This window comes from Paracoccus gahaiensis (assembly GCF_005048225.1).
Taxonomy (GTDB): Bacteria; Pseudomonadota; Alphaproteobacteria; order Rhodobacterales; family Rhodobacteraceae; genus Paracoccus; species Paracoccus gahaiensis.
The window spans coordinates 58394-83485 of record NZ_SUNI01000010.1; the positions used below are offsets into that span (position 1 = coordinate 58394).

25 protein-coding genes and 1 pseudogene are annotated in these 25092 nt (G+C 66.4%); 11 read left to right on the plus strand and 15 right to left on the minus strand.

What is annotated here, in order from left to right; translation table 11 throughout:
• The first annotated feature begins 4 nt into the window (after positions 1-4).
• The 5 genes from FA743_RS11400 to FA743_RS11420 all read left to right on the plus strand — a co-directional run bounded on the left by FA743_RS11400 (position 5) and on the right by FA743_RS11420 (position 3394).
• Complete coding sequence (locus tag FA743_RS11400; protein ID WP_246054942.1) at positions 5-586, plus strand: SDR family oxidoreductase; 582 nt, start codon at positions 5-7, stop codon at positions 584-586.
• Positions 583-1080: a gluconokinase gene (locus tag FA743_RS11405; RefSeq protein WP_246054936.1), complete on the plus strand. Its 498-nt coding sequence runs from the start codon at positions 583-585 to the stop codon at positions 1078-1080. The genes FA743_RS11400 and FA743_RS11405 overlap by 4 nt, the downstream gene beginning before the upstream one ends.
• Positions 1077-1967, plus strand: coding sequence for an NAD(P)-dependent oxidoreductase (locus FA743_RS11410; protein ID WP_136886232.1), 891 nt, complete (start codon positions 1077-1079; stop codon positions 1965-1967). The genes FA743_RS11405 and FA743_RS11410 overlap by 4 nt, the downstream gene beginning before the upstream one ends.
• Entirely contained in the window at positions 1964-2302 is a 339-nt protein-coding gene (locus FA743_RS11415) for a hypothetical protein (protein WP_136886233.1), read from the plus strand. Before FA743_RS11410 ends, FA743_RS11415 begins: the two co-directional genes overlap by 4 nt.
• A 75-nt stretch (positions 2303-2377) precedes the next feature.
• Entirely contained in the window at positions 2378-3394 is a 1017-nt protein-coding gene (locus FA743_RS11420) for a LacI family DNA-binding transcriptional regulator (protein ID WP_246054937.1), read from the plus strand.
• Positions 3395-3412: 18 nt separating this feature from the next.
• On the opposite strand, the gene FA743_RS11425 is transcribed toward FA743_RS11420, so the two are convergent.
• Genes FA743_RS11425 through FA743_RS11435 form a run of 3 tightly spaced genes read right to left on the minus strand, consistent with a single transcriptional unit; the run spans position 3413 to position 6180 of the window.
• The gene (locus FA743_RS11425) at positions 3413-4384 is read right to left on the minus strand and encodes a DctP family TRAP transporter solute-binding subunit (protein WP_136886235.1); all 972 of its coding nucleotides are present in this window, start codon (positions 4382-4384) and stop codon (positions 3413-3415) included.
• Between the two features lie 25 nt (positions 4385-4409).
• Entirely contained in the window at positions 4410-5690 is a 1281-nt protein-coding gene (locus FA743_RS11430) for a TRAP transporter large permease subunit (protein ID WP_136886236.1), read from the minus strand.
• 1 nt (position 5691) lies between these two features.
• The gene (locus tag FA743_RS11435; protein WP_136886237.1) at positions 5692-6180 is read right to left on the minus strand and encodes a TRAP transporter small permease; all 489 of its coding nucleotides are present in this window, start codon (positions 6178-6180) and stop codon (positions 5692-5694) included.
• Positions 6181-6475: 295 nt separating this feature from the next.
• Here FA743_RS11435 and FA743_RS20320 point away from each other — a divergent pair, with 295 nt between their 5' ends.
• Entirely contained in the window at positions 6476-6652 is a 177-nt protein-coding gene (locus FA743_RS20320; RefSeq protein ID WP_169308856.1) for a hypothetical protein, read from the plus strand.
• Positions 6653-7292: 640 nt separating this feature from the next.
• On the opposite strand, the gene FA743_RS11450 is transcribed toward FA743_RS20320, so the two are convergent.
• The 4 genes and pseudogenes from FA743_RS11450 to FA743_RS11465 all read right to left on the minus strand — a co-directional run bounded on the left by FA743_RS11450 (position 7293) and on the right by FA743_RS11465 (position 11990).
• Positions 7293-8054, minus strand: a complete 762-nt coding sequence (locus FA743_RS11450) for a hypothetical protein (RefSeq protein WP_169308859.1) — start codon at positions 8052-8054, stop codon at positions 7293-7295.
• A gap of 888 nt (positions 8055-8942) precedes the next feature.
• Positions 8943-9130, minus strand: a pseudogene (locus FA743_RS11455) (IS5/IS1182 family transposase); the annotation flags it as partial.
• A 500-nt stretch (positions 9131-9630) separates the two neighbouring features.
• Positions 9631-10683, minus strand: coding sequence for a ParB/RepB/Spo0J family partition protein (locus FA743_RS11460; RefSeq protein WP_136886239.1), 1053 nt, complete (start codon positions 10681-10683; stop codon positions 9631-9633).
• On the minus strand, positions 10680-11990 hold the full coding sequence (locus tag FA743_RS11465; RefSeq protein ID WP_136886240.1) for an AAA family ATPase: 1311 nt from the start codon (positions 11988-11990) through the stop codon (positions 10680-10682). The genes FA743_RS11460 and FA743_RS11465 overlap by 4 nt, the downstream gene beginning before the upstream one ends.
• Positions 11991-12141: 151 nt before the next feature.
• Here FA743_RS11465 and FA743_RS11470 point away from each other — a divergent pair, with 151 nt between their 5' ends.
• Together FA743_RS11470 and FA743_RS11475 are read left to right on the plus strand one after the other, a co-directional pair.
• The gene (locus FA743_RS11470; protein WP_136886241.1) at positions 12142-12729 is read left to right on the plus strand and encodes a di-heme oxidoredictase family protein; all 588 of its coding nucleotides are present in this window, start codon (positions 12142-12144) and stop codon (positions 12727-12729) included.
• On the plus strand, positions 12729-12989 hold the full coding sequence (locus FA743_RS11475) for a hypothetical protein (protein WP_136886242.1): 261 nt from the start codon (positions 12729-12731) through the stop codon (positions 12987-12989). The genes FA743_RS11470 and FA743_RS11475 overlap by 1 nt, the downstream gene beginning before the upstream one ends.
• Before the next feature lie 1284 nt (positions 12990-14273).
• Here the strand turns inward: FA743_RS11475 and FA743_RS11480 are convergent.
• Together FA743_RS11480 and FA743_RS11485 are read right to left on the minus strand one after the other, a co-directional pair.
• Positions 14274-14522, minus strand: coding sequence for a DUF2188 domain-containing protein (locus FA743_RS11480; RefSeq protein WP_136886243.1), 249 nt, complete (start codon positions 14520-14522; stop codon positions 14274-14276).
• 154 nt (positions 14523-14676) lie between these two features.
• Entirely contained in the window at positions 14677-15537 is an 861-nt protein-coding gene (locus FA743_RS11485; protein ID WP_136886244.1) for an urea carboxylase-associated family protein, read from the minus strand.
• Positions 15538-15811: 274 nt separating this feature from the next.
• Between FA743_RS11485 and FA743_RS11490 the strand changes: the two genes are divergently transcribed.
• A complete protein-coding gene (locus tag FA743_RS11490) occupies positions 15812-17545 on the plus strand; it encodes a cation:proton antiporter (RefSeq protein ID WP_136886245.1) in 1734 nt (577 codons plus the stop codon).
• A 100-nt stretch (positions 17546-17645) separates the two neighbouring features.
• A complete protein-coding gene (locus FA743_RS11495) occupies positions 17646-17864 on the plus strand; it encodes a DUF3072 domain-containing protein (RefSeq protein WP_136886246.1) in 219 nt (72 codons plus the stop codon).
• A 118-nt stretch (positions 17865-17982) separates the two neighbouring features.
• On the opposite strand, the gene FA743_RS20790 is transcribed toward FA743_RS11495, so the two are convergent.
• From FA743_RS20790 to FA743_RS11515, 5 genes are all read right to left on the minus strand, one after another.
• The gene (locus tag FA743_RS20790) at positions 17983-18111 is read right to left on the minus strand and encodes a hypothetical protein (RefSeq protein ID WP_281281781.1); all 129 of its coding nucleotides are present in this window, start codon (positions 18109-18111) and stop codon (positions 17983-17985) included.
• A 122-nt stretch (positions 18112-18233) separates the two neighbouring features.
• On the minus strand, positions 18234-19442 hold the full coding sequence (gene chrA, locus FA743_RS11500) for a chromate efflux transporter (protein ID WP_136886247.1): 1209 nt from the start codon (positions 19440-19442) through the stop codon (positions 18234-18236).
• Positions 19439-19738, minus strand: a complete 300-nt coding sequence (locus FA743_RS11505; RefSeq protein ID WP_136886300.1) for a PadR family transcriptional regulator — start codon at positions 19736-19738, stop codon at positions 19439-19441. Before FA743_RS11505 ends, chrA begins: the two co-directional genes overlap by 4 nt.
• 133 nt (positions 19739-19871) lie before the next feature.
• Positions 19872-20972, minus strand: a complete 1101-nt coding sequence (locus FA743_RS11510; protein ID WP_136886248.1) for a glycosyltransferase family 61 protein — start codon at positions 20970-20972, stop codon at positions 19872-19874.
• 414 nt (positions 20973-21386) lie between these two features.
• A complete protein-coding gene (locus tag FA743_RS11515) occupies positions 21387-22016 on the minus strand; it encodes a TetR/AcrR family transcriptional regulator (RefSeq protein ID WP_136886249.1) in 630 nt (209 codons plus the stop codon).
• Between the two features lie 139 nt (positions 22017-22155).
• Between FA743_RS11515 and hpbA the strand changes: the two genes are divergently transcribed.
• The gene (gene hpbA, locus FA743_RS11520) at positions 22156-24192 is read left to right on the plus strand and encodes an N-methyl-L-proline N-demethylase HpbA (protein ID WP_136886250.1); all 2037 of its coding nucleotides are present in this window, start codon (positions 22156-22158) and stop codon (positions 24190-24192) included.
• 32 nt (positions 24193-24224) lie between these two features.
• Here the strand turns inward: hpbA and FA743_RS11525 are convergent, their stop codons facing one another.
• Positions 24225-25091, minus strand: a complete 867-nt coding sequence (locus FA743_RS11525; protein WP_136886251.1) for a ribokinase — start codon at positions 25089-25091, stop codon at positions 24225-24227.
• Position 25092: the final 1 nt, after the last annotated feature.

Below are 25092 nucleotides of genomic sequence, written 5' to 3' on the forward strand. Positions count from 1 at the left end.
CCGGATGCCGCGCGCCCGACACGCCGACCATGCGGGCGTGCGCGCGGCCGTGGACGGCTTCGAGGCGGAGCACGGCGCCATCGACATCCTGGTGAACAACGCCGGCATGCAGTTCCGCGCGCCGCTGGAGGAGTTTCCGGCGGACGCCTTCCAGCAGCTGCTGCAGACCAACGTGGCCTCGGTCTTCAATGTCGGTCAGGCGGTGGCGCGGCACATGATCGGGCGCGGCGCGGGGCGGATCATCAACATCGCCAGCGTGCAGACGGCCCTCGCGCGGCCCTCGATCGCGCCCTACACGGCGACCAAGGGCGCGGTGGGCAACCTGACCAAGGGCATGGCCACCGATTGGGCGCGCCACGGATTGACCTGCAACGCCATCGCGCCGGGCTATTTCGACACGCCGCTGAACGCCGCGCTGGTGGCCGATCCCGAATTCACCACCTGGCTGGAAAGGCGCACCCCCGCCGGCCGGTGGGGCCGGGTCGAGGAGCTGGTCGGCGCCTGCGTGTTCCTGGCCTCGGACGCGTCCAGCTTCGTGAACGGGCACGTGCTGTATGTCGACGGCGGCATCACGGCGTCGCTGTGACCCTGCGCGTCGTGATCATGGGGGTCAGCGGGACCGGCAAGACCAGCGTCGGACAAGCGCTGTCCGCGCGGTTGGGCATCCCCTATCTGGACGGCGACGGCCTGCATCCGGCGGCGAACGTGGCCAGGATGGCGGCGGGCATTCCCCTGACCGACGAGGACCGCTGGCCCTGGCTGGACCGGGTGGCTGCTATGCTGCAAGACCGCGCGCCGGTCATCATCGGCTGTTCCGCCCTGCGCTGCGCCTATCGGGACCGCCTGCGCGCCGGGGCGGGGGGTCCTGTCCGCTTCCTGCATCTGACCGGCCTGCGTGACGTCATCGCCGCCCGCATGGCGGGCCGCGCGGGGCATTACATGCCGTCTGCCCTGCTGGACAGCCAGCTGGCCACGCTGGAGGTCCCTTCCGCGGACGAAGCCATACCCCTCGACATCACTCAACCGCTGGAGACGCTGGTCGAGGCCGCCGCCGCAGCCCTGCAAGGAAAATCCACATGACCCTAACCATCGCTCTAATCGGCGCTGGCGCCATGGGCGGCGCCATTGGCGCACGGCTCGCGTCAACCGGCACTACCGTGCGCGTCTTCGACATGAACCCTGCGGCAATGGAGCCTCTGATCGCACTTGGCGCCATCGCGACCCGCAGTGCCGCCGAGGCCGCGCAGGGGGCTCAGGCCGTCATCCTGTCGCTGAACGCGCCCGGCATCGTACGCGCGGCAGTCTTCGGCCCCGGCGGCGTGGCCGAGGGAGCGGAGCCGGGCACGCTGATCATTGACATGTCCTCAATCGACCCCACGGCGACGCAAGCGCTCGCCCATGACGCGGCGGAGTTGGGGTTGCGATGGGTGGACAGCCCCTTGTCGGGCGGGGCGCCCAAGGCCGCGACCGGCCATCTGACCCTTATGCAGGGCGGCGCCGAGGCGGATGTGGCCGAGGCGCAGCAGGTGCTGGCGCAAATTGCTTCGAACCAGACGCGGATGGGCGATGCCGGGGCGGGCCAGACGACCAAGCTGATCAATCAGGTCCTGTGCGGACTGAACTTCCTGGCTGTGGCCGAGGCGACCGCTTTGGCCGAAGCGGCCGGTGTCGATGCCGCCCGCATTCCCGGCGCGCTGGCGGGCGGTCGCGCTGACAGCGCGATCCTGCAGGAATACATGCCCCGCTTTGCCGCGCGCGATTACCGCCCCACGGGCCGGATCGACAACATGGTCAAGGATTTGAATGGCGCGCAGGATCTGGCACGCCTGTCCCACACTCCCATGCCCTTGACCGCGCTGTGCGCCGAGGTGCATCGCCTGCTGACCGCCCAAGGGTTGGGCGGTCAGGATCAGGCCGCGCTGATGGAGTTCTTTCCCAACCCGCTTGCCAAGGAGGCCAGCCGATGATCACCCGTTTCGCCCTGTTCGAGGGCCGTATCCATGATGGCCAGCAGGACGCCTTTCGTCAGGCGATCCTGTCTCACGTCCTGCCGGAATGGAACGCTTTCCCCGGCGCGCTGGCCGTGCGCGTCAACTTTGCTCAATCCCGCGACGAGGGCGCGCCAGAGATCCCGATGATCCTGGCGATCAGCTATCCCGATCTGGAGACGGTCGAGGCCGCCCTGGCCAGCCCCGTGCGCGCGCGTGCCAAAGCCGCTACCGAGGCGGTCCTGGCGCAGTATTTCGAGGGGCGCATACACCATCACGTCACGGCCGCGCATGATCACGATCTGACCGCTTGAATTGGCGGCTTGAATTGACCGTATCGATCCTGTCCTAGTGGACGGGATCGATACCATCCTCGGAAAGCCCCGCCCGTGTCCCGCCGCGCCCCCACCATGATCGACATCGCCCGGCTGGCCGGGGTGTCGCCGATGACCGTGAGCCGCGCCTTCAAGGCCGACGGCACGGTGAGCGAGGCAGCACAGGCGGCGGTGATGAAGGCGGCCGAGGATCTGGGTTATGTCTTCGACAGCACCGCATCCGCCCTGCGCTCGCAGCGGTCGGACTTCGTGGCGGTGACCATTCCCTCGATCAACAACGCCAACTTTGCCGATACGGTGCGCGGGCTGTCGGATGGTCTGCGCGCGCGAGGGCTGCAAATCCTGCTAGGCTATACCGATTACGACGTGCAGGCCGAGGAAACGCTGATCGCGCAACTGCTGCGGCGTCGCCCTGAGGCGATGGTCGTCACCGGCGGTACCCATACCGACCGCAGCCGCGCGCTGCTGGACAAGGCCGCCATTCCGGTGATCGAGATCTGGGACCTGCCCGACAGGCCCATCGGCCATGTGGTGGGTTTCTCCAATGCCGCCGCCATGGGAACGCTGGTCGACCATCTGGTCGCCCAGGGGCGCAGGCGGATCGCCTTCATCGGGGGCGATGCCGCCCGCGACACACGCGGCACGGACCGGCGGCGAGGCTTCGTGGCTGCGATGCAACGGCACGGGCTGGACACCACGCGCCTGATTGATGCAGGACCGCCGCCGATTTCCATGGCCGAGGGGGCGGCAGCGATGGCCGATCTGCTGGCCCGCCTGCCCGATACGGATGCGGTCGTCTGCGTGTCCGACCTGTCGGCGTTCGGCGCGTTGACGGAATGTCAGCGACAGGGGGTCGATGTGCCGGGCCGGGTGGCCATCGCAGGCTTTGGCGATTACGAGATCGCGGCCATCTGCGTGCCGCCGCTGACCACGATCAATCCGTTTCCCCGCCGCATCGGGTCCGATGCCGCATCCCTGATCCTGCAGGCGCTGGACGGCACACTGTCCCAGCCCGCCACAATACACATCGCCCCCGAATTGCTGACGCGGGCCAGCAGTTCGGGGGCGTAGGGCAACCGGTCCTCCGGCTTATTCGCCGGTGATCGCGTTGACGACCTCGTCACCGTTCTCGGCGATGAAGCTGTCCCAGACCGGGCGCACGGCCTCTTGGAACGCAGCGGAGTTCACGTCCCGGTTGATCTGCATGCCCTTGGATTCCAGATCAGCCAGCATCTCCTCCTCACGCTCCTCCGCCAGGCCGCGCTGCATCTGGACGGCCTCGGCGGCGACCTCGGTGATCATCGCCTGCTGATCCTCGGGCAGGCCATCGAATTTGTTCAGGTTGATGGCGAGAGCGAGGGGCGAATAGGCGTGCTGGGTGAGGGACAGGTAGTCTTGCACCTCCTCAAACTTGAAGGACTGCACGATGCCCACCGGGTGGTCCTGCGCGTCGACCACGCCGGTTTCCAGCGCGGTGTACAGCTCGGCCACCGGGATCTGCTGGGGCGTCGCGCCCAGCAGCTGGAACATGTCCGACAATGCCTTCGAGTTGTTGACCCGCATCTGCAGCCCGGCCACGTCGCCTGGCTCCACGATCGGTCCGTTGTTGTTGGTCATGTTGCGATAGCCGTTCTCGGGATAACCCAGCATCTTCAAGCCGTGCCCCTCGAACTGGGTGCTGATCTGCTGACCCACCTCGCCGTCCAGGATGGCATAGGCGTCCGCGCGGGTTAGGAAGATGAACGGCAGTTCGAACGCGCCTGCATCGGGGACAAGGCCGGTCAGGTTGTTCAGACCGGTCATCACCATGTCAATGATGCCCGAGCGCGTGCCGTCCACCATCGCGGTGTCGTTGCCCAGCTGGCCCTGCGGAAAGATCGTGACGGTGATCTCGCCACCGCTGCGTTCCTCCAGCTGTTCTTTCATGAACAGGGCCAGCGTCTGCTGCAGGTCGGTGTCGGGGGCGGCATGGGCCAAACGCAGGGTGGTCTGTGCCTGGGCGGCCATCGCGGCAATGGACAGGACGGCGGCCAGGCAGGTGGTGCGGAACAGTGTGGTCATAGAATCCTCCCTCAAGGATGTCAGGTCAGCCCGCCATGAAGGCTGCGGGCACGGTGATCAGTTGCGGAAACAGGATGAACAGCCCCAACAGCACGATATACCCCAGGATGAAGGGCCCGACCCCGCGCACGGCCTGGCTCATGGGGACACGCCCCACGCCGCAAACCACATTCAGGACGGTGCCCACCGGAGGCGTGATCAGTCCGATGGAGCAGTTCAGGATGAACATGAGGCCGAAATAGACCTCGTCGATGCCCGCCATGCGCACGACCGGCATCAGCAGCGGCACCAGGATCAGAACCGTCGGCGACAAATCCATCACCATGCCCACCGCCAGCACCAGAAGCATGATGACCAGCATCAGAAGGCGCGGGCTGTCGATCAGCGGCTGCAGGAGAGTGGCCAGCTGCTGGGGCAATTGCGCCACCGTGATCAGCCAGGCGGCGACCATCGCGGCACCAACAAGGAACATGACCATCGCGGTGGACCGGCCTGCCTGCATGAGCACCTCGACAAAGGTCTGGAACGTCAGCTCGCGATAGACAAGCGTCGAGATGACGATGGCATAGACGGCGGCGACCACCGCAGCCTCGGTGGGCGTGAACGCCCCGGACCGGATGCCGCCGATGATGATGACCGGCAGCAACAGGGCCCAGATGCCTTCGCGCAGCGCCGTCCACCGTTCGGCGCCACTGGCCTTGGGTAGGGTCTCGATTTCCTCGCCGCGCATGATGATGGTCCAGATGGTGACCAGCACGGCCGCCATCATGAGACCCGGCGCGATGCCCGCCAGAAACAGCTTGGCGATCGAGATGTTGCCGGCCACCCCTACCAGGATCAGCGGCAGCGACGGCGGAATGATCGGCGCGATGATCCCGCCCGAGGCGAGCAAGCCAAGGCTTCGCCCTTCGGGGTATCCAGCCTTGCGCATCATCGGGTACAGAATAGATACCAACGCTGCCGCATCGGCCACCGCTGATCCCGACAGCCCCGCCAGCACGATGGCGGTCAGGATCGCGACATAGCCCAGACCGCCCCGCCGGTGCCCGACCAGCGCCATGGCCAGCGCCACGATGCGGGTGGACAACCCGCCGCGCGACATCACCTCTCCGGCGACCAGGAAGAACGGTACCGCCAGCAGGGGAAAGCTGTCCACGCCGTTGATCAGCGATTGCGCCAGGATATCGGCGCTGAACAGGTTCATGTGCACCATCAGCGCCATCGACGACAGCAGCAGCGCGAAGGCCACAGGCAGGCCCGCCAGGATGCCGATGAACAGCACGCCCAGAAAGATGAAGAGCGTCATGTCAGTGCACCTCGGGGTTTGTGCCGGCGGGGCCGTGGTCGGGCCCGAAGATCCGCGCGAGAGCGATAGCCGCCATCAGCGCCGCCGAGACGACGCCCGACAGATACAGCAGGCCCGAGGGCAGTCCGGTCAACTGAGAGATGTTGTTCCAGTTGGCCAGCGTCTGCCGCCAGGCGCCCACGAACAGCATCATGACGGCAACGAGCACGATGGCCCAGCAGATCCGCCGCAGGATCGGCACGAAGCGCGGCATCAGCGCCTCTGAGAATTCGGATAGCTGCAGATGCTCGCCCCGTCGCAGCACAACGGCGGTGCCCAGCATGACGACCCATACGAACCACAGCCGCGACAGCTCGATCGTGACGCGCAGCCCGCTGGAAAAGCCATAGCGCATCACGACGTTCAGAAACACCAGCGCGATCATCCCCGCCAGCAGCACGGCCATGATGATGTCTATCGCGCGCCAAAGCGCCTCGATGGCAGCCCGCATCGAATCTCTCCCTCATCGAGCCCAACCAGGCTCTCTCCCAGCATTTATGATAACGTTACCATACAGCCTGTCAATAGTGCGGTTCCGTCAGGAGGGCATCGATGATGGGTCGGTTGAGTGTCACATCACTCCTGATTGTGAGCCCGCGTCCTGAACAGCTCCGGCCTTTGTTTCTGCCCACCCTTATGGGCGTCGATCGGCGTTCGGCTCATCAGCACTGTTCGCTGCAGCTGATCGTTGTAGAGGCGGACGTAGCGCAGGGTGGTCTGTTCAAGATTCTGCTGCTGCGGATGCGGTGACTTTGCAGGGCGTCCTCGATCCGGCCGTTGAAGCGTCCAACCATGCCGTTGGTTTGCACGCGCATGGGCGGGGCCAGGCGATGCTCGATGCCGAGATCGGCGCAGAGGCGGGCGAAATCGTGGTTGCCGGTGGGGCCCCGGCGGCGGAGGCCGAACAGAAGATCGGTGAATAATTTTCCGTAGCACCTTGTCTGTGAGCACCCTGTCCTCGCCGTAATGATGCAACTTGACGTGATGGGTCCGGCACAGCCAGCGGACATTGAGAGGCTGGTCGTAGCGATCGTGGTGGGCGTCGGCGACACTCGCCCCGCAGACCTCGCAAGGCTGCTTTTGTAGATGGCCGGACATGAGCGCACGTTGCACGGCAAGATGAGCACGGTACTTGGACAGATTGGCCCGGCGCCAGTTGGTCTGACGACTGTCGCTTCTCAGAACAGGTGGCTTCTGATCCGGGGGCGTCTTCGCGTCCGGCTTGCGTATTATCTTTCCCTCCGGTGTTTTGCCATCCCGTCGCGGGATCTGCACCCAGGCTGCAGTCGAGGTGCTGCAGCGCAAAGGCAAAATACGATCATATTTCGGTGGTCCACAGCCGGAACCTGCGACTTCCGGTCACTTCGCGGGTTAGGCCTAGGTCGTTCAGGCGCTTCTGCATGCGCTCGGCCGTGGGGCGGCTGATGCCGGCGCGGGTTTCCATCTCCATTGCCGAGACGAAGGGCGGGGCCGCCAGCACCGCGATGACCCGGGCGGCGTTTTCGCCCTTGATGCCGGCGGTGGCGGCTCGGGCCTTCTTGGACTAAGCACCGATGCGCAGGATCAGCGCCCGCGCCTCCTGCGCACCGGCGCGCAGCGCGGCAAGATGCGTGGCGAGCCGATCCGCGGGCGGACCATAGCTGCTTCAGACCCGCCGCCCATGCCGGCCGAAGGGGACGAAGCGCAGCCCTTCGGCCCCTGCCGCCATATGGCGCGCCGACCAGACGGCAGGCTCGGCCACCTGCCCCGGTGGAGACAGCTGGCCACGCGCCACAGGGCGAGAGCCGCAGGACCGCGTGCCAGCGGGTGCAGTCTTGTGAAAGCATCGACGGCCGCCAAGAACTCGGCGGCCGCGCCATCGAACTCCCTGCCCTGCAGGCGCAGGTCCATGCTGGTCGCCGATGGCTCGTCCAATGCGGCGCGGCGATGCAGTCCCAGAAATGACGGCAGGTCCGCCAGGGCCCCCTGCCCTTCCAGCCGGCGGACAGCCCACCGCGCCAGACGCAACGCCTCCGGGTCGGATGCTGCACGGGCCTCCATCGGCTCGCGGCCGATCTCGTCTCGACCCAGCATCAGCCCCTGCGCCCGCAGCATCGCCTCGACCTCGAGATGGACCAAGCGCTCGCGCGCCCCGGCAGCCTCCGCCGCGGGCAGCGCCAGCAGCGTGGCCTCCAGCCGCCCGAGATCGCGGGCAGCATCTGCCAGTGCAGAGGCTTGAGCCGCCTGTGCGGCAAGCCAGGGCTGGGGATCGGCCAAGGACAGCATCTGATCGATGAGCCAAAGCTTTTTGTTTGAATGCAGGGCGTAGATAATCTTAGGCATCATTTCAGCATCTTTATGAAAAGCACAGGTGTATTTTTTGAGGGTCGGTTGCAGGATCTTCTTGGATGGATACGTGCGCGGCGAATAACCCGCAGGCTGCCTTCATTCCATAGTGACGTGCGGCATAAATACGATGCCGGCTCACTTGCGCACATCTACAAACGGTCGTTTTTTAGTATATTTCAAAATTGAGCAGACATCTACTTTGAGAAACCCAAGGCGACCTGGATCTTAGATTTCCCGATCTCGGGCGGTGGTCTGCGCGGCGCAAGCTGGGATGACACCCCCCGCCGGCAACCCTTAGCACCATGCGGTCACCGATGCTGCGCCTGTCACGCGCGGCGTTTGCTAGCTGTTGAGCTGATTGCCGCCTCTCCGGGTCCGGCCGAACAAGGGTTCAGGCGGACCATTGACGGAAGCGACGCATGGTGCCAGCCAGGCTTCTGGTCCCGATTTTCAGCCTTTGCCCGCATTATGCCCACCTTCCGAACCAGCATTTTTCCAAAAGACGTTCTGCGTTTTACTTGAACTCCAGCCGCAAGAACCCGTGTTGCCTGAAGGCGGCGATGGCCGCCTCCCCTGCCTCGGTCAGAATCGCCGAGGAGTTTCATCGGCTCTATCTTGAGGTCCTCAACCGGGCGTCAGCACCACGTCACGCCTGTCTTAGGATCAATGTCCAGATCCCAGCTCAACGTCGCGAGCGAAGCATGCGATTGTCCGGGCGGCCTCTCGGACCGATGGAGGGCCAGTCCTCAACATTGCGGCTCTGACGGTGTGCGGGGGGCGTAGTGCTTCCATGGGGAACTTAGCCCATATTGCTTACTCTATTCCCGACAAGGAACCGCACGATCAAACCGGGGCGATCAAGAACCTAAGGGTCATGATTCATGCCTAATAGATGACAGTTGCTGCAAGGGCGATGAGCGGGAGGAAAATCTTTGAACACCTGTGGTATCGAGTTGCCACGCGCCTCTAATCCTTGACCTGCCGAACATGATCTTGATGCGACTTCGCCGCTTCAAACGACGCTTGTCAAACTCGACCGGCGTCTCGCGCTGCTTCCGACCGGGGATGCAAGGCAGACCTAACCGCTTCGCCATGCCGGCAGAACAGGTCAGCGATCATACCGGCTTGGCAGCACCTTTGGACAGCCTCCCGCAGGCCGGTTGGTTTCTGGCGGACCAGGCTATCGAGTCCGCGAAGCACCAACATTTCAAGCCCGCTCGCGAGGGATGACTGGCTGCAAGAAGCATCGCGAGACAGAGAGATAAAAGCGTGCTCCCCGCCGGACGTCGCGCAGGAGGACGGTAAATGACGACAAGCGACGCGATACACCGCGGAGCCGCATCAAGATTATGTTCGGTCGGCTGAAAGACTGGGGCCAGTGGCCACGCGTAGCGGCAGGTGTCCAGACACATACCTCTCCGCTATCGCTTTTGCCACGACTATCTCGTTCCATTTGTGTAACTTAATAAGCCCAGAGCCTGAGGTCCCGCGCCCATTCGAATGCCGCACCGCTTCAACGAACCCCCCCCCGCACCAGGATCCTTCCATCCTCTTCGATCCCGTAACCCGCGGGTTACCCCTCGCGCAAAACCCGTTGAAATGCCTCGATTGCCATTCGCAGCAGATCCTGGTCGACCGACGCAAAATCCGTCTTCGAAACGATCCGGCACTCTCCCTCCTGCGCGGTGACCTTTGCCGCCCCGACCTGCAGTTCGTACTTCACGGACGTCCTGCGCTTCGATCCCTGCCCCGACGCGCCCCGATCGCCGGGGGGCGCGAAGGCGCGCGACAGCACGTCCGTCTGCTGGTCCGGCGAGGTGACCGATGCCAGTGCCTTGCGCAGCGCGGTTGTCGCTTCGGGCGACGATTGGAGGCGCCGCGCAACCTCGACGCCCAGATTGCGCGAGATCGCCTTGGGATAGGGAAGAACATCGCCCAGTTCCTGCAACAGAAAGACGAAACTGCGGATATAAGAGCGCTTCATCTTGTGCAGCGACGCAAAGATCCGCCCGACCAGCACATCGGCGCCCTGCCCGTCCAGCCCGGCATCCCGTGCCGCGGTGATGGCGACCTGCGCCATCTCGGCAAAGCTCAGATCCTCGCGGATCACGTTCTCCTCGACCATGTCGATATAGAGGTCGATCCGGTCCGCGGGCCCCTCCGACACGCGCGCCGTGACCATGCCAAAGCCCGCATCGCCGGTCTCCTGCCACAGCTGCTTCAGCGCGGTCAGCCGGCGCCAGCCCTTCTTCAGCTGGAACCCGGTTGCCGTCCTGAAGACCTCGATCGGCTCTTTCTGGCCCCGTGCCCGGATGGAGGCCTTCAGTTCCTCCATCTCGTCAGAGCCCGCCGTAGCGGTCAGATCGATGCGGTCGCGCGGAAGATCGTCGGTCCTGATGTCGTCGACACGCAGCACCTCGAGAACCCTGCCCTCGCCCTGAGCCGCCCTGAAGGCCTTCGCATCCGAGGCATTCTGACGACGTTGCTCGACCAGGGTCTCGGTGCTTTCCGCCAGGCTGCCGGCGGCCTCGCGCACCGCAGCCCCCATGGGGCCGACCTCGCGCTTGCGCGGCTTGACGTTGGCGGGCTCCAGGGGCTCGAATCCGAACTTGCTTCGTCCCGTCATGCGTCAGTCCCTCCATTGGCGCTTCTGGCGTCCCATGCCCGCAGCACGGTATCACGGAATTCAAGATAGGCAGTGTCGAAGCTTTGCCGCGCGCGCTTCCAGGTCTCGCGCGTCATCTGGCGATAATCCTGTTCATAGACCGATTGCTGGAACCGCCCGGACTGCTCGACCGCCCGGGTCATCTCGATGGCATTGGTGCAGACATCCTCGCCGAAGACATTGCGGAACGCCTCCATCATGGCGATGTGCAGCGGGTTGGCGGCCTCGAAGCGCGTCATCAGCAGCCGCACATCGTCGAACCGCTTGGGCAGGGTGATCCCGGCATCCTGCGCCAGGGACGCGAACCCCGACGAGATGTCCTCCATTGCATCGCCCAACTGGCCCAAATAGCTGGTCGTGGAATCGTATTCCCAATATCCCGGCCCCGAGGGGACATAGAGAATGTCCGCCGCGAAGGCGGCATTCAACGACTGATAGCCGATGGCCGGAGGGCAGTCGAAGATGATGATGTCGTACTGGTCATCGGGCAGCTCATCCAGATAGCGCGAGATGCAGCCAAAAAAGCTCCAGGCCTTGTGCAGGGCCCGATACTGCGCGCTGGCGAACTCGACGAAGGCGGCATTGGCGCAGCTGGGAATGACATCGATCGTGGACCAGGCGGTCTTCTGGATGAAATCCTGGGCGCCCTGCGATCCGATGGACTGGACATCCTCGGGCAGCTCGTCCGAGGACGGGTAGGGGCAGTCGGCGGGATCGTCATAGGCGGCGACGATGCGATCCGCCTCGCGGCACAGATCCCGGCACATGATGCCCCAGACCGTGTTCCACTCTTTCACCTCGACTAGACCCATCGAATGGGTCAGCGTCGCCTGCGGGTCGAAATCGATGACCAGAACGCGATACCCGTCCAGCGCCGCGCCATTCGCCAGATGATGCGCGACGACGGTCTTGCCGACCCCGCCCTTGAAGTTGGAGACGGCGATCCGCATCGCGCGTCCCGGCGGCCGCTTGGGCGTCAGGGTCTTGCCACGAAAGCGCAGTCGGCGGCGCAGATCGTTGATCTCGTTCAGCGTGAACCAGCGCTGGCGGCCATCCTCCTCGACGAGGCCTTGCGGCAGCGAGGGGTCATCGGCAAGCTTCTTGCGCAGCGTGTCGGCGGGCACGTCGAACATGAACTGGCTGATCTCCCAGATCGAGAAGGGGCGCAGGGTTTTGGTCTCGGACGGCGAGAAGGTCGCCCGTCTGACCGCAGCCTGCTGAGCGAGGCTGCGCTCGTTCATTCCTTGAAGGTGGGTATGGTCCCGCATCTGTCCGCTCGCGTTTTATGGCTTCGGATCCTGAATAACGCGAAATGGCCCCAAAGCAAATCCGGTGATTTGCGGTCAGGCGATCTGGGACATCGGGTGGGAGAATAGGGAAATCAGATGGTTACGAGGAACCGTGCTCTAGGCTCATGGGATGGCGAACGCAGATGCTCGAACTCGGCATCCGTCAGGACGCGCAGGCAGGGTTCCAGCGCGTCGAGACGGCGGGTCTTCAGCGCCGGGCCACGTTCCAGTTCGGACAGGGCCAGGGTGCGGGGCAGGGGGGCAGGGCCGAAGGGCGCGCCCGTCTCGGGGTTGGTCTGTGTGGCTGCCCACCGGAGCCGGTCCAGCGATAGGGCAGGGGGCCCGGATCTTTCGCCAGACGGACTGCGCCGCCTGCAATCGCCCGGAATGGCCCATCGCCATGCCCTATGGAGCACGCCGGATCCGGCCCCACGGCGATTTCCTGCTGCACGACCTCGGCCCCAGTCGGGCCGATCCCGCGCCCGAGCCCGGGCCCGAGCTTGCTCCCGGAGAATGGCCCACCGCGCCGCTCTGGGGGCTGGGCCATGCCTACGCCGTGGGAGGCGAGCGCGGAAGCTGGCTGCATGACGGCCCCGCGCGCCGCCTGACCGAAGCGACTCTATGGCATGGCGGCACTGCTCAACCCGCCCGCGACGCCTTCGCCGCCCTCGGTCCGGCCGACCGCGCCGCTCTGATCTTTTATCTGGACGGCCTGTGATGCGCCTCATCCCGCTTGCTCTGCTGATACTTGCCGTCTTGCCCGCCCGGGCCGACACGCCGCCCGGGGATCGCCAAGCCGCGCTGGATCAGATGATCCTGCCGGGCCACGAGGCGCAGATGCTGGCAAAGGCCGCCGAGGCCGATTGCCCGCGCCTCTCGGTCCCGCCCGCCTATGATGCCGCCCGCAGGGCTTGGGCGCAAATCGGCGACCTGTCCCTCGGCCCGACCGAGCAGGCGGTCCTGACCATCGCCTTCTAGCCCGACGACAGCGCCAGCGGATTGCGGGCCCTGCGCCCGCAGCCGCCAATGCCCTGGCCACCGCGCTGGCCGGAGCGCCGACGCTGTAGATGGACCTTGCCCTGCAGGCGGTGGACGCCGCCGCCGATGCCATCGACGACCCGGGAGCTCAGGACATCGCCATCCTCAGGCGCGGCTGAAGCTGGAGATCCTGGGTCAGCATATCGCCACGCTGCGCGCGGCTAGGGAGACCGAGGTCGGCGTGGCGCTTGCCCTCAGCCCCGGCTTTAACGCCCTGGACGAAGACTGACCCATGCGCCTTCCCCTGCCCAAACGCCGCGCCCTTCTTGGGTGATTTGCCGGCACGCTTCTGGCCCGCCGAGAATGGGCAAAGCCCGGATCCCCTGCCTGGCTGGCCTGCGCGCGGGAAACAGAGGACCGCGTCGCGCTGTTGGGCCTTTGCCGCGACCGGCAGTATCGCCTTATGCTTGCCGTTGCCCGCCCGCAGTCCTGCCGGGGCGCGTCATTAAAGCCTACCGCTGGCGGTCATCATGGCCCGAAGGCCGGCCTCTATGCGCTGGTGCCCGATCTCGTAACGGGGGCATGCATGGCCCGACTGACCCGCCAAAGGGTCTGCAAGTCAATGGCCACGTCGGCTTCCTTCAGGACGGCGTAATGCTGGGCGCGACCGAACAGCACGCCTTGGACAGCGCGGGCCGGATCGAGCTGTGGGCAGCCCGGCGGAGCCTGACCATGCCCGCGGCGCCCGGGTCCGAAATGCTGTGATGCAGGGCTCTACCGGTTCGGACCCCTGGTCGGACGACGGAGCCCGCGTCGCCATCACCTCGCCGCGCGGCGGGCGCCTGCAGATCTTCGATGGGGCAGGCGGGTTTCTTTAAGCCTTTTCACGCGGCGATGTCTGCGGCCTCGCTCCTTAAGGTGCGGGCTCTCCGGCCACCGACGACAGCGGCTTGCTGATCGCGATCGGGACGGACGGCGCCCGTCCGCTGGCCCGCCATCCGGTCGCTTGGCACAATCATCAGGTCGCGATTTGAGATCTGCGTTCTGGCAAAGGCAGGGGTCACAGGCAAAACCTCGGCATGGGACCGAACGGGACGGAACTGCCGCACCCGTTTTCTGAGAAGCCTCTTTTGCAGGCAGTTCATTCACCCGGAAGATTTTAACTGATTTTTAACGCTTTTTCAGAATCCCCCCCGGAAGTATCCCCGGAAAATGTGGATAAGTCTGAGCGTGCCACGACCCGCCGCCCCAGGAAAGGGCGGCGGCGCGGCGAATGGGCTCGGATCAGTCAGAGCCTTCCTTCACCTCGACCTGCGGACGATTGTCGCCCGACACGTCTTCCTCATGCCACGCGCCGTCCTCGTCCTGATACTGGATCGTCTCGGATTCTCCGCTCAACTGCTGGCGGGCGGCAACGTCTTCGGCGGCGGCGGTCGCCAAGTCCTTGGTCGCATAGGTTTCGGAGAACACGTCATCCAGGCGATAGGCCCAGCCACCATCATGTTCGACGATTTCGTAAACGATCTTGGTCATCCTGCATGCATCCTTGTGTTCGACATGGACCGGGGTCCGATCGGTGCCTGCGGGTGGCGCCTTCGCGGGCACCGATCCCTCCGTCACCGGGTCCGGAATCAACGGCGCCCGCCTCCTCTGCGTTCCATCGATGGCCGGAGAGGGGCGGGGGGGCTCACCGACCGTGGCTGCGGTCATAGCTGTTGAGGGCAGGGGGGCGCCATCCCTCGGGCAGGCGGTCCGGCCGGTAGATCTCGACCAGCAGAGGATGGCACCGGGCGGCATCCGAGGAATGCTGCGCCGAGCAATCTCCTCCGGGGCAGGCCGAGAGGCAGCCCAGAAGATCGATCTCGGCGAAGAATTCCAGATAATCCCCCGGGCGCACCGGGCTGGCCTTCATGAAATACTGCCCCGTGTCGCGGGTGAAGCCGGTGCACATGAAGACGTTCACCACGTCATGGACATGGGCCTCAGCCTCAAGCAGCGGCAGACCCGAGGCCTCGGCCAAAGCGCGGGTCAGGTTCGAATGGCAGCAATGGTGATACTGTCCGCCCTCGCTGAGAAGGGCGTGGGTGTAGGGATCGCAGCGCGTGCCGATGACATCATGCACCGCCCCGCCAAAGGCGTCGAACCCGTACCAGTCCAGCGTGTCATCGGTGATCGTGGCCATGGGGCGCAGATAGGGAAAGCTGGAGAACAGCTGGTCGCCCGGCCCCAGATGCGTCCCGTTCAGCGCCCGCGTCTTGCCGGTATAGAGGCGCTCGTTCAGGTTGTCCGCATGAAACAGGTTCAGATCGCCCACCTGCGGCCCCTTGGTCGAGACGATGCGGAACGAATGCCCGGCCGGCACCGTCCAGCTGGCCGCCTCGCGGGGCGGGACGACGACCGTGTCGATGCGCGTCGCGCCCGCGCGTGCGGCCCGATAGGCGGCCAGATCGGGGCGGGGCAGGGTCTGGGTCGGATAGCAGATGACCGGCGCCACCGCCTTGCGCTCTGCCGCATCCGAGGGGCTTTCCGTGAAGGGGGTCGGTTTCATGCGTCTCTCCGAAGGGCGGGCGGGTCTTGCGCGTGCAGCTATTTTTAAGCGACGATGGCGGGGCCGTCGACTGGCCCCGCGCGGAAAAACGGCAGGACATCGCATGACCGCATCCGGGCGATGGCGGGCGGGGCAGGGGCTGCCGGGGCCCCGTGGCGCACTGAACAGCCCATCCCTCTTGATCCACATCAAGTCCCCGGGCCGGCGCGGTCCTTAAGGACAAGGGGACCGCCGCCCCTTCTGCGGCACAATCCCAGAAAGGCCGGGTGACGCCATGACATCCTTCGAGGAAATCGCGCTGCTCTTGGCACTGGCCACCGGGATCGGGCTGTTGGGCATGCTGCTGCGCCAGCCGCTGATCGTGGGGTTTCTCGCCGTCGGGCTGCTGGCCGGACCCTCGGCGCTGGATCTTGTCCACGCCGAGGCCCAGATCGAGCTGCTGGCGCAGCTGGGCATCGCGGTGCTGCTGTTCCTCGTGGGCATCAAGCTGGACGTCACGCTGGTCCGCTCGCTTGGCGCGGTGGCGGTCGTGACCGGGCTGGGGCAGGTCGCCTTCACGGCCTTCTTCGGCTATCTGATCGGGCGGGGGCTGGGGCTGGATCCCGTCACCAGCCTCTATGTCGCGGTGGCGCTGACCTTTTCCTCGACCATCATCATCGTCAAGCTGCTGTCGGACACGCGCGAGATCGACGCGCTGCACGGCCAGATCGCCCTGGGCTTCCTGATCGTGCAGGATCTGGTGGTCGTGCTGGCGATGATCGTGCTGTCGGCCATCGGGATCGGCACCACGACCGGCGGCGGCGCCAGCGGCGCGGCGCTGACGGTCCTGGGGGCAGGGGGCGGGCTGGTGCTGGTCGTCATCCTGTTCGTGCGCTATCTGGCCGATCCGCTGACGGAACGCCTGGCGCGCACGCCCGAGCTGCTGGTGATCTTCGCCATCGCGCTGGCGGCGATCTTCGCGGCGCTTGGCGATGCGGTGGGCCTGGGCAAGGAGGTGGGGGGCCTGCTGGCGGGCGTGGCGCTGGCCTCGACCCCGTTCCGCGAGACCATCTCGGCCCGGCTGGCGCCCCTGCGCGACTTCCTGCTGCTGTTCTTCTTCATCGCGCTTGGGGCGACGCTGGATCTGTCACTGCTGGGGGGGCATCTTGCCGCGGCAGCGGTGCTGTCGCTGTTCGTGCTGATCGGCAATCCGCTGATCGTCCTGATCATCATGGGTTCGCTCGGCTATCGCAAGCGCACCGGCTTTCTGGCCGGGCTGACGGTGGCGCAGATCAGCGAGTTCTCTCTGATCTTCGTGGCGATGGGGGTCAGCCTCGGCCATGTCGGCGAGGACGCCCTGGGGCTGGTCACGATGGTGGGCATCGTCACGATCGCCGCCTCGACCTACATGATCACCTTTTCGCACCGGCTCTACGCGCTCTGCGAGCCGCTTCTGGGGGTGTTCGAGCGGCGCGGCACCCCACGCGAGACCTCGGAGGCGCGCGCCCCGGGCCGCGCGCCTGTCGATGTGGTCATCTTCGGGCTGGGGCGGTTCGGGACCGCCGTGGGGATGCGGCTGCAGGGCCGCGGCCATGCGGTGCTGGGGGTCGACTTCAACCCGCAGGCGGTGCGGCGCTGGCAGGATCTGGGGCTGCAGGCCGAATTCGGGGATGCGACCGATCCCGAATACATCGCCGGGATGGACCTGGCCCGGACCCGCTGGCTGGTCTCGACCGTGCCGATCCATCCGACCGGCCTCAGCCACGAGGACATCCGCGCCACGATGATCCAGCTGGCCCGCTCGGCCCGGTTCACGGGGCGCATCGCGGTGACCTCGCACAGCGCGGGCGATTCCGCGCGCCTGTCCAGGGCGGGCGCGGATCTGGTGCTGGAGCCGTTCCAGGACGCCGCCGATCAGGCCGTCGACCTGCTCTGCGGAGGCCGCCCCCGGCAGCGCATGTCCGTGCCCCCCATTCCCGGCGAAGAGCCCGAGACGACCGCCGCCCGGCAGATGGCCCAGGACGGCTAGGTCAGCGCCGGTCCCCCAAGACAAGCTTTGGGCCGTCCAGAGAACGGAACTGGAACACCGGCTTTGCGTTTCGCCTCACATGCAACGAGAGGCGCTTCCAATGGATGACACGAACCCGAAATCCAACCCCGTGGACAATGCCGAGAAGGACCCCGGCACCTGGGTCAGCGGCGACGATCCGATGACCGGCGCGCAGGCGTCCTATCTGAAGACGCTGAGCGAGCAGGCCCATGACAGCGAGGCCTTCGACGAGTCGATCAGCAAGGCCGAGGCCTCCAAGCGGATCGATGCGCTGAAGGCCAAGCTGGAACTGGAATAAGATCGCGCAGCAGCCTGCAAATCGCAGGCTGCTGCGCGTCTGGTAAGACGGCGAGGCTGGCGCCAGACGCCCTCGCGGGTCAGGCCGTGCCTGCTTTTGTCACGCCGTCAGGCGTCGCTCATTTGCCCTTGCTGGCAACGGCTTTCGAGACGACATCCTTGGTGCTGGGCGCCGAGGCATTCGTCTTCGGCTTCTCCTTCTTGGGCTTCTTCTCGTCGCGTTTTCGCTTGTCCATGCCCTTGGCCATGAGGTGTTCCTTTTCTGATCGCCGGGGTGCGGCGGGCCTTGATCATAGGCCATCGCGCAGGGATAGATAGCGATATCGACGGCGCCGGAAGGCGCAATCGTCACTCCCCCGCAAGGCCCATGTCACGCCAGCAGCGTCAGCGCGATGCCCCCCACGGCCGCCAGCAGGACGACCCGCCAGGGCGCCGCCTTCCAGACCACCAGCGCGACGAAACAGGCCAGGGCCAGGGCAAAGTCGCGCATGTCGCCGATCGCACTGGTGAAGACCGGAGAGTAGAGCGCCGCGCCCAGGATCCCGACGACGGCGGCATTCGCACCCTGCATCGCGGATTGCGCCTGCGGCCGTGCGCGAAAGCCGCCCCAGAAGGGCAGCACGCCGATCAGCAGCAGGAAGCCCGGCAGGAACAGGGCCAGCAGCGCCAGCGTCGCGCCCAGAACGCCGTTCGGCTCCGGTCCCAGAACCGCGCCCAGATAGGCCGCGAAGGTGAACAGGGGGCCAGGCACCGCCTGCGCCGCGCCATAGCCCGCCAGGAACTGATCGGGCGACACCCATCCCGGCGCGACGACCTCGGCCTGCAGCAGCGGCAGGACGACATGACCGCCGCCGAAGACCAGCGCCCCGGCGCGATAGAAGCTGTCCAGCACCGCCCATCCCTGCGACAGGCCCGCCAGCAGCGGCAGGCCCAGCAAGAGGACCGCGAAGGCCGCCAGCGCCAGACCCGCCTGGCGCTTCGTGACCGGCATGGCGATGGGGCCGCCGACCGGGCCGGCCGATCCGCGCCCCAGCATCAGCCCGGCCCCCGCGCCCAGGACGATCGCGCCGATCATCCCGACCGCGCCGGGAAGAAAGGCCAGCAGGGCCACAGCGCCGACGGCGATGGTTGCGCGCGCGCGGTCGGGACAGAGGCTGCGCGCCATGCCCCAGACCGCCTGCGCCACGATGGCGACGGCCACGATCTTCAGCCCGTGCAGCGCGCCAAGTCCCACCGGCCCGGACACCGAGGCGGCGGTCAACGCGAAGATCAGCAGGATCAGCGCCGAGGGCAGGGTGAAGGCCACGAAGGCCGCCAATGCCCCCCCCCATCCCGCCCGCATCATCCCCAGGGCAAAGCCCACCTGCGACGAGGCGGGGCCAGGCATGAACTGACACAGCGCGACCAGATCCGCATAAGCGGGATCAGAGAGCCAGCGCCTTCGGGTCACCAGCTCGTCGCGAAAATAGCCCAGATGGGCGATCGGGCCGCCGAAAGAGGTCAGGCCCAGCTTGAGAAAGGCCCCGAAGACCTCGCCCGGGGTGCCTGCTGCGGGGGTGTCGTCAGGGGAAGCTGTCACGGATCGGGCTCGCCTTTGAGGTCGTTCAGACAGGCGCGCGCGACCTCAAGCCCCTCGCGCCCCTTTCGGGTGATCGTGTAGAATTTCCGGGATGTGCGCCCCTCGCGCGCGGTGGCGCTGGTCAGGTAGCCCTCGCGCTCCAGCTTCGCCAGCAAGGGATAGAGCGTGCCCGGGGAGAGCCGGTAGCCATGGCGCGCCAGCTTGTCGATCATCCACTGCCCATAGACCGGATGCTGCGCTGCGTGATGCAGGACATGCAGCCGCACCAGGCCGGACAGCAGGTCGTGATGCTCCATGCGTGCGATCATTGTGCCTTAACGATTTTCGTTGTCGTCAATCGTTAAACCATGCATCCTGACCAAGGTCAAACCTAGGGGCGACCCGTGACATGACCATGACAGCCGCCGGAGGCCTCTGCGCCCCGATCTGTCAGCCTTCCAGAAATCCCTCGATCGCTGCCATCGATGCCGCCAGATCGATCGTCCAGCGCTTCTGGACGGGGCGGGGATCGTCAAGGTCCTCCTCGCCCAGGATGATCGCGTAATCCAGCTTGCAGGACGAGAAGATATTGCAATGGGAATCGAGGAACTTCAGCCCACTCTCGATGTCGACGACCTTGGTCCCGTCGCGGCAGAACAGGGTGTTGAACATCCCAGCCCCGCCCAGACCGACCACGGCGCTGGCGTTTCTGAACAGATCCACCTGCGCGGGAAAGGCAAGCAGCTCCGGCTCGACGATGCGAAAGCCGAGCTTTTCCAACGCCCCCGCAAGCTCCCCCTCGTTGGCAAGCCCCCGGTAGGCCCCGTTCTTCGTCCGGGACAGGCGCGACACGAAGATCTTCTCGGGCGAAGAGTCCGGATGGCCGAACTTCTCCGCCACCCAGGTCAGCGCGGGACGATAGCTTTCCCTGACATACAGATCCCGGCGCGATGCCCGGTGAAGGGTCAGCGAGGCGCATCGATAGACGGCCTCCAGATCATGTTCGATCAGGTCATCGTCCCCGATGCCCAGCACGTGCAGGATCTTCCTCTGCCAGGGCCGGGGACAATGGCACATGAACCTGTCATATGACCCTCTGTTCGTCAGGAATTCATGCGCGGCCGGGATCACGATGAACAGCCACATCCCGTAATTGACCGGCTCGTCGGACGTACCCAGAAGAACCCGAACGTCCAGATCGACCGCCGACAGAAGATGCCGTCGCGCGACATGATAGGCTCCGCCTTCCTCGGCAGGACGGATCTTCAGCTTGGCCGACCGTCCCGCCAGGAAACTGTCGGCGGCTTGCCGTGTCCGGGCGGCCCCCGTCGCGACGTATCTGTTGAAGATCTCACCGTCCTTCAGGATGAAATCCTCGCCCATCAGATGGCATCCGGCAAACGTCTCCAAGCTGCGTCTGTGAACCTGCCGCTCGACCTTCATGATCTTCGAAAGACCCGCATCGGCAGGCCCGCCGGGCGAGGGCCGCGCGATGATCCTGGGAGAGGGTCGGTCGATCCTCAGATCCTCATCGAGGATCTGCAGGCGCATCTGCCGGCCCTGGCCGCTTGACGAGACAAGGCGCAAAACGTCGTCGCAGTCCACGTCGGGATCTCTTCCATGCCGTTTGTCCGGGGCGCGAACCTTATCCTCCACCCGGCGGAAAGGGTCAAAGTCTTTCGCCCCCGTCCGTGCAGACCTTCTTCGTCAATCGGACCGACTTGTCCAGCAAAGAGGGTCCGTGACAGTGGACGGGCGTGAACCGGGCGCCGGTGCTGGCCTTCGCCCCCGACCGCCCGTCCTCCAAGGCCTATGGGCAGATCTTCGACGAGATCCGCGACCGGCTGTGGAAGGACTGACGCGGGTGGGCACGTCCCCTGGACGTCGGGCGCAGGGCCCCGGACCGTAACCCGCCAGATCGAGACGACGCGCCCGACCGGGACAGGATCCCGGGCCGGATGTTCATCAGGACCTGTCGCCCAGAAGCCGGGCGGTGAAGCGCGCGATCTCGCCGGGTTGCGGGGACGTGCCGGTGTAGATCTCGACATAGGACGGGATGCGCGCCAGGCGGGTCTGCAGATCCTCGGACGACTGCATCGAGATATAGCCGATCTGGACCAGATAGACCGTGCGCGCCCGGACATCGGCGGCCATCGGGTCATGGCCCCAGCTGGTCAGCATCCGTGACAGGGCCGCCAGGCGACGCGTATCCGCGACCGTGACGCGGTCGGCGATGGCCGGGTCCTGCAAGGCCCAGCTCCGCACGGCGAATTCAAGCCGGGCCTCGAAGGCGTCGGACAGGAAGCAGCCGATGACGCCCAGCATCGCCTCGGCCGGCGTGGCGGCATCCTGGCGTGTCGCATCGATCAGGGGGCGGGTGGTGCGATCCTCCCACAGTTCCAGAAGGGCGGCCAGAAGCGCCTCGCGGTCCTGGAAGAACCAGTAGAAGCTGGTGCGCGACAGGCCCAGGGTCCTGGCCAGCGGCATGATCCTGACACCGTCCACGCCCTTCTCGATCAGCGCGCGATACCCGGCCTCCAACCACCCGTCGCGTGAGCCCCGCCAGCCGGAGGGGGATATCGGCTTTGCATCCATGCGCCGATCCTAGGGGGCGTCCCGCCCCCCAGCAAGCCACCCAAGACGAGGGCCCCGTCGGACCCGTCCGAAAGAAATTGACACAGGTGCACATTTTGGCGCTTCATCGGAAAACTCTCCCCGGACAAGGCGGCCCGACATGCCGAACGACCCTCTGCTGCAGCCCTACCAGCTCAACCACCTGACGCTGCGCAACCGGATCATGATCACCAGCCACGAGCCCGCCTATCCCGAGGATGGAATGCCCAAGGGGCGCTACCGGGCCTATCATGTCGAACGGGCGCGGGCGGGAGTGGCGCTGACCATGACGGCGGGGTCGGCCTCGGTCTCGCGCGACAGCCCGCCGGTCTTCAACAACATCCTGGCCTACAAGGACGAAGTCGTCGGCTGGATGCGCCAGCTGGTCGACGAATGCCACGATCACGGCGCGGCGGTGATGATCCAGCTGACCCATCTGGGCCGCCGCACCCGGTGGGACAAGGGGGACTGGCTGCCGGTGCTGGCCCCGGGCCACGAGCGCGAGGCTGCCCATCGCGCCTTCCCCAAGCGGATCGAGGACTGGGACATCGCCCGCGTCACCCGCGATTTCGCGGATGCGGCAGAACGCATGAAAGCCGCCGGCGTCGATGGGATCGAGTTGGAGGCCTATGGTCATCTTCTGGAACAGTTCTGGTCGCCCCTGACCAACGATCTGGACGCCCCCTGGGGCGGCAGTCTGGACAACCGTCTGCGCTTCACAATGCAGGTCCTGCAGGCGATCCGCGACCGCTGCGGGCCGGAATTCATCGTCGGGCTGCGCTATACCGGCGATCAGGTGCTGGCGGGGGGCATGGGCGCGGAGGAGGGGATGGCGGTCTCGCACCGGCTGAAGGACAGCGGGCTGGTCGATTTCCTCAACGTGGTGCGTGGGCATATCGACACCGATGCCGGGCTGACCGACCTGATCCCGGTGCAGGGCATGCCCTCGGCCCCGCATCTGGACTTTGCCGGCCAGATCCGCCGCGCGACCGGGTTTCCGACCTTCCACGCCGCGCGCATCCCCGATGTGGCGACCGCGCGCCACGCCATCGCCTCGGGGCTGCTGGACATGGTGGGGATGACGCGCGCGCATATGGCCGACCCGCATCTGGTGCGCAAGATCGTGGAGGGGCGCGAGGAGGACATCCGGCCCTGCGTGGGCGCGAACTACTGCCTCGACCGCATCTATCAGGGCGGGCTGGCCTTCTGCCTGCACAATGCGGCGACGGGGCGCGAGGAGACCATGCCCCATGACATCCCGCCCGCCCCTGCACGGCGCCGCGTCACCGTCGTCGGCGCCGGCCCGGCGGGGCTGGAGGCCGCGCGCGTCGCCGCCGCGCGCGGCCATGCGGTGACGGTCCTCGAGGCGGCGGATCGCCCCGGCGGGCAGATCCGCCTGACCGCCCTTCAGCCCCGGCGGCGCGAGATGATCGGCATCATCGACTGGCGGATGGCGCAATGCGCCAAGGCGGGCGTGCAGTTCCGCTTCAACAGCTATGCCGAGGCGTCGGATGTGCAGGAGACCGACCCCGACGAGGTGATCATCGCCACCGGCGGGCTGCCCCATACCGAGGTTCTCGACCGCGGCAACGATCTGGTCTGTTCGGCCTGGGACATCCTGTCGGGCGATGTGAAGCCGGGCCAGGAGGTTCTGGTCTTCGACGATGCGGGCGATCATGCCGGGCTCCAGGCCGCCGATCTGATCGCCGCGACCGGCGCCCGGGTCGAGATCGTCACCCCCGACCGCAGCTTCGCGCCCGAGGTCATGGCGATGAACCTGGTGCCCTACATGCGCAGCCTGCAGCGCCGGGACGTGACCTTCACGGTCACATGGCGCCTGCGTGCGGTCATCCCCGAAGGCAACCGGCTGCGTGCCACGCTTGGCAGCGATTATGGCGACATGACCCGCGACAGGCTGGTCGATCAGGTGGTGGTGAACCACGGCACCCGGCCCCTGGACGCGCTGTATTTCGACCTGAAGCCCATGTCACGCAATCTGGGCGAGGTCGATTACGACGCGCTGATCGCAGGCGGCCCGCAGGCCGTCGCGCCGAACCCCGAGGGTCGGTTCCGCCTGTTCCGCATCGGCGACGCGGTGGCGGCCCGCAACACCCATGCGGCCATCCATGACGCGCTGCGGCTGGCGAAGGACCTCTGACAGGCCGCGAGCCGCCCCCTATCTTGGGCCCCCTATCTCGCCTGAGAGACATGCCGGGCGGCCGCCAGATTGGCGCGGGCCACGGCATCGGTCAGGGGCGCGCCCCGGACCATCTGGGCCGCCATCGTGCCGATGAAGCAGTCGCCGGCCCCATGCGTGCTGACCAGCGTGACGGCGTGCCCTGGCTCGGCATGGGCCAGATCCGGCCCCGCCACCGCCACGCCGTCCCCGCCTGCGGTCACCACCACGACCCGGAAGCGCCGTGCCAAGGTCCGGGCGGCGGCCTTGGCCTCGTCCAGCGACGCGACCGGCTGGCCGCACAGTGCCTCGGCCTCTCCGGCATTGACGACGAGGATGTCGACCGCCTCGGCCAGCGCATCCGACAGATCGCGCGCCGGGGCGGCGTTCAGGACCACCGACACGCCCCGCGCCCGCGCGGCCTGCGCGGCGGCGAGGTTCAGGGCCTCGGGGATCTCGTTCTGCAGGATCAGGTGGGTGGCGTCCCGCCACAGCGCGTCGCGCCCCAGCATATCGGGATCGATGGCCAGATTGGCGCCCGACACGATCACGGCGCCGTAATCGCCGCCCGCGTCCATGATCGCCACGCTCATCCCCGAGCCCGTCCCGGGACACGTGGTGACATGAGCCTCGTCCACGCCGGCCTGCCGCAGCCCGTCGCGCAGAAAGACCCCGAACGCATCGTCGCCGATGGCCGACACCATCCGGCAGGGCACCCCCGCCGCGACCACGGCGGCGGCCTGATTGCCGCCCTTGCCGCCGAAGACCGGGCGCCAGCCATGGCCGGTGACCGTCTCGCCGGCGGCGGGGCGGTGAGGGGCGTCGACGACGATGTCGTAATGCAGGCTGCCGACGACGACGGCGCAGGGTTCTGAGGGCATG

What these genes read in the sequence shown, in the direction of transcription:
- FA743_RS11400 (WP_246054942.1), top strand. Translation starts at nt 5, where the DNA reads ATGCCGCGCGCCCGACACGCCGACCATGCGGGCGTGCGCGCGGCCGTG.
- FA743_RS11410 (WP_136886232.1), top strand. Translation starts at nt 1,077, where the DNA reads ATGACCCTAACCATCGCTCTAATCGGCGCTGGCGCCATGGGCGGCGCC.
- FA743_RS11415 (WP_136886233.1), top strand. Translation starts at nt 1,964, where the DNA reads ATGATCACCCGTTTCGCCCTGTTCGAGGGCCGTATCCATGATGGCCAG.
- FA743_RS11425 (WP_136886235.1), bottom strand. Translation starts at nt 4,384, where the DNA reads ATGACCACACTGTTCCGCACCACCTGCCTGGCCGCCGTCCTGTCCATT.
- FA743_RS11430 (WP_136886236.1), bottom strand. Translation starts at nt 5,690, where the DNA reads ATGACGCTCTTCATCTTTCTGGGCGTGCTGTTCATCGGCATCCTGGCG.
- FA743_RS11435 (WP_136886237.1), bottom strand. Translation starts at nt 6,180, where the DNA reads ATGCGGGCTGCCATCGAGGCGCTTTGGCGCGCGATAGACATCATCATG.
- FA743_RS11450 (WP_169308859.1), bottom strand. Translation starts at nt 8,054, where the DNA reads ATGATGCCTAAGATTATCTACGCCCTGCATTCAAACAAAAAGCTTTGG.
- FA743_RS11460 (WP_136886239.1), bottom strand. Translation starts at nt 10,683, where the DNA reads ATGACGGGACGAAGCAAGTTCGGATTCGAGCCCCTGGAGCCCGCCAAC.
- FA743_RS11465 (WP_136886240.1), bottom strand. Translation starts at nt 11,990, where the DNA reads ATGCGGGACCATACCCACCTTCAAGGAATGAACGAGCGCAGCCTCGCT.
- FA743_RS11470 (WP_136886241.1), top strand. Translation starts at nt 12,142, where the DNA reads ATGGCGAACGCAGATGCTCGAACTCGGCATCCGTCAGGACGCGCAGGC.
- FA743_RS11475 (WP_136886242.1), top strand. Translation starts at nt 12,729, where the DNA reads ATGCGCCTCATCCCGCTTGCTCTGCTGATACTTGCCGTCTTGCCCGCC.
- FA743_RS11480 (WP_136886243.1), bottom strand. Translation starts at nt 14,522, where the DNA reads ATGACCAAGATCGTTTACGAAATCGTCGAACATGATGGTGGCTGGGCC.
- FA743_RS11485 (WP_136886244.1), bottom strand. Translation starts at nt 15,537, where the DNA reads ATGAAACCGACCCCCTTCACGGAAAGCCCCTCGGATGCGGCAGAGCGC.
- FA743_RS11490 (WP_136886245.1), top strand. Translation starts at nt 15,812, where the DNA reads ATGACATCCTTCGAGGAAATCGCGCTGCTCTTGGCACTGGCCACCGGG.
- FA743_RS11495 (WP_136886246.1), top strand. Translation starts at nt 17,646, where the DNA reads ATGGATGACACGAACCCGAAATCCAACCCCGTGGACAATGCCGAGAAG.
- FA743_RS20790 (WP_281281781.1), bottom strand. Translation starts at nt 18,111, where the DNA reads ATGGCCAAGGGCATGGACAAGCGAAAACGCGACGAGAAGAAGCCCAAG.
- FA743_RS11505 (WP_136886300.1), bottom strand. Translation starts at nt 19,738, where the DNA reads ATGGAGCATCACGACCTGCTGTCCGGCCTGGTGCGGCTGCATGTCCTG.
- FA743_RS11510 (WP_136886248.1), bottom strand. Translation starts at nt 20,972, where the DNA reads ATGCGCCTGCAGATCCTCGATGAGGATCTGAGGATCGACCGACCCTCT.
- FA743_RS11515 (WP_136886249.1), bottom strand. Translation starts at nt 22,016, where the DNA reads ATGGATGCAAAGCCGATATCCCCCTCCGGCTGGCGGGGCTCACGCGAC.
- hpbA (WP_136886250.1), top strand. Translation starts at nt 22,156, where the DNA reads ATGCCGAACGACCCTCTGCTGCAGCCCTACCAGCTCAACCACCTGACG.
- FA743_RS11525 (WP_136886251.1), bottom strand. Translation starts at nt 25,091, where the DNA reads ATGCCCTCAGAACCCTGCGCCGTCGTCGTCGGCAGCCTGCATTACGAC.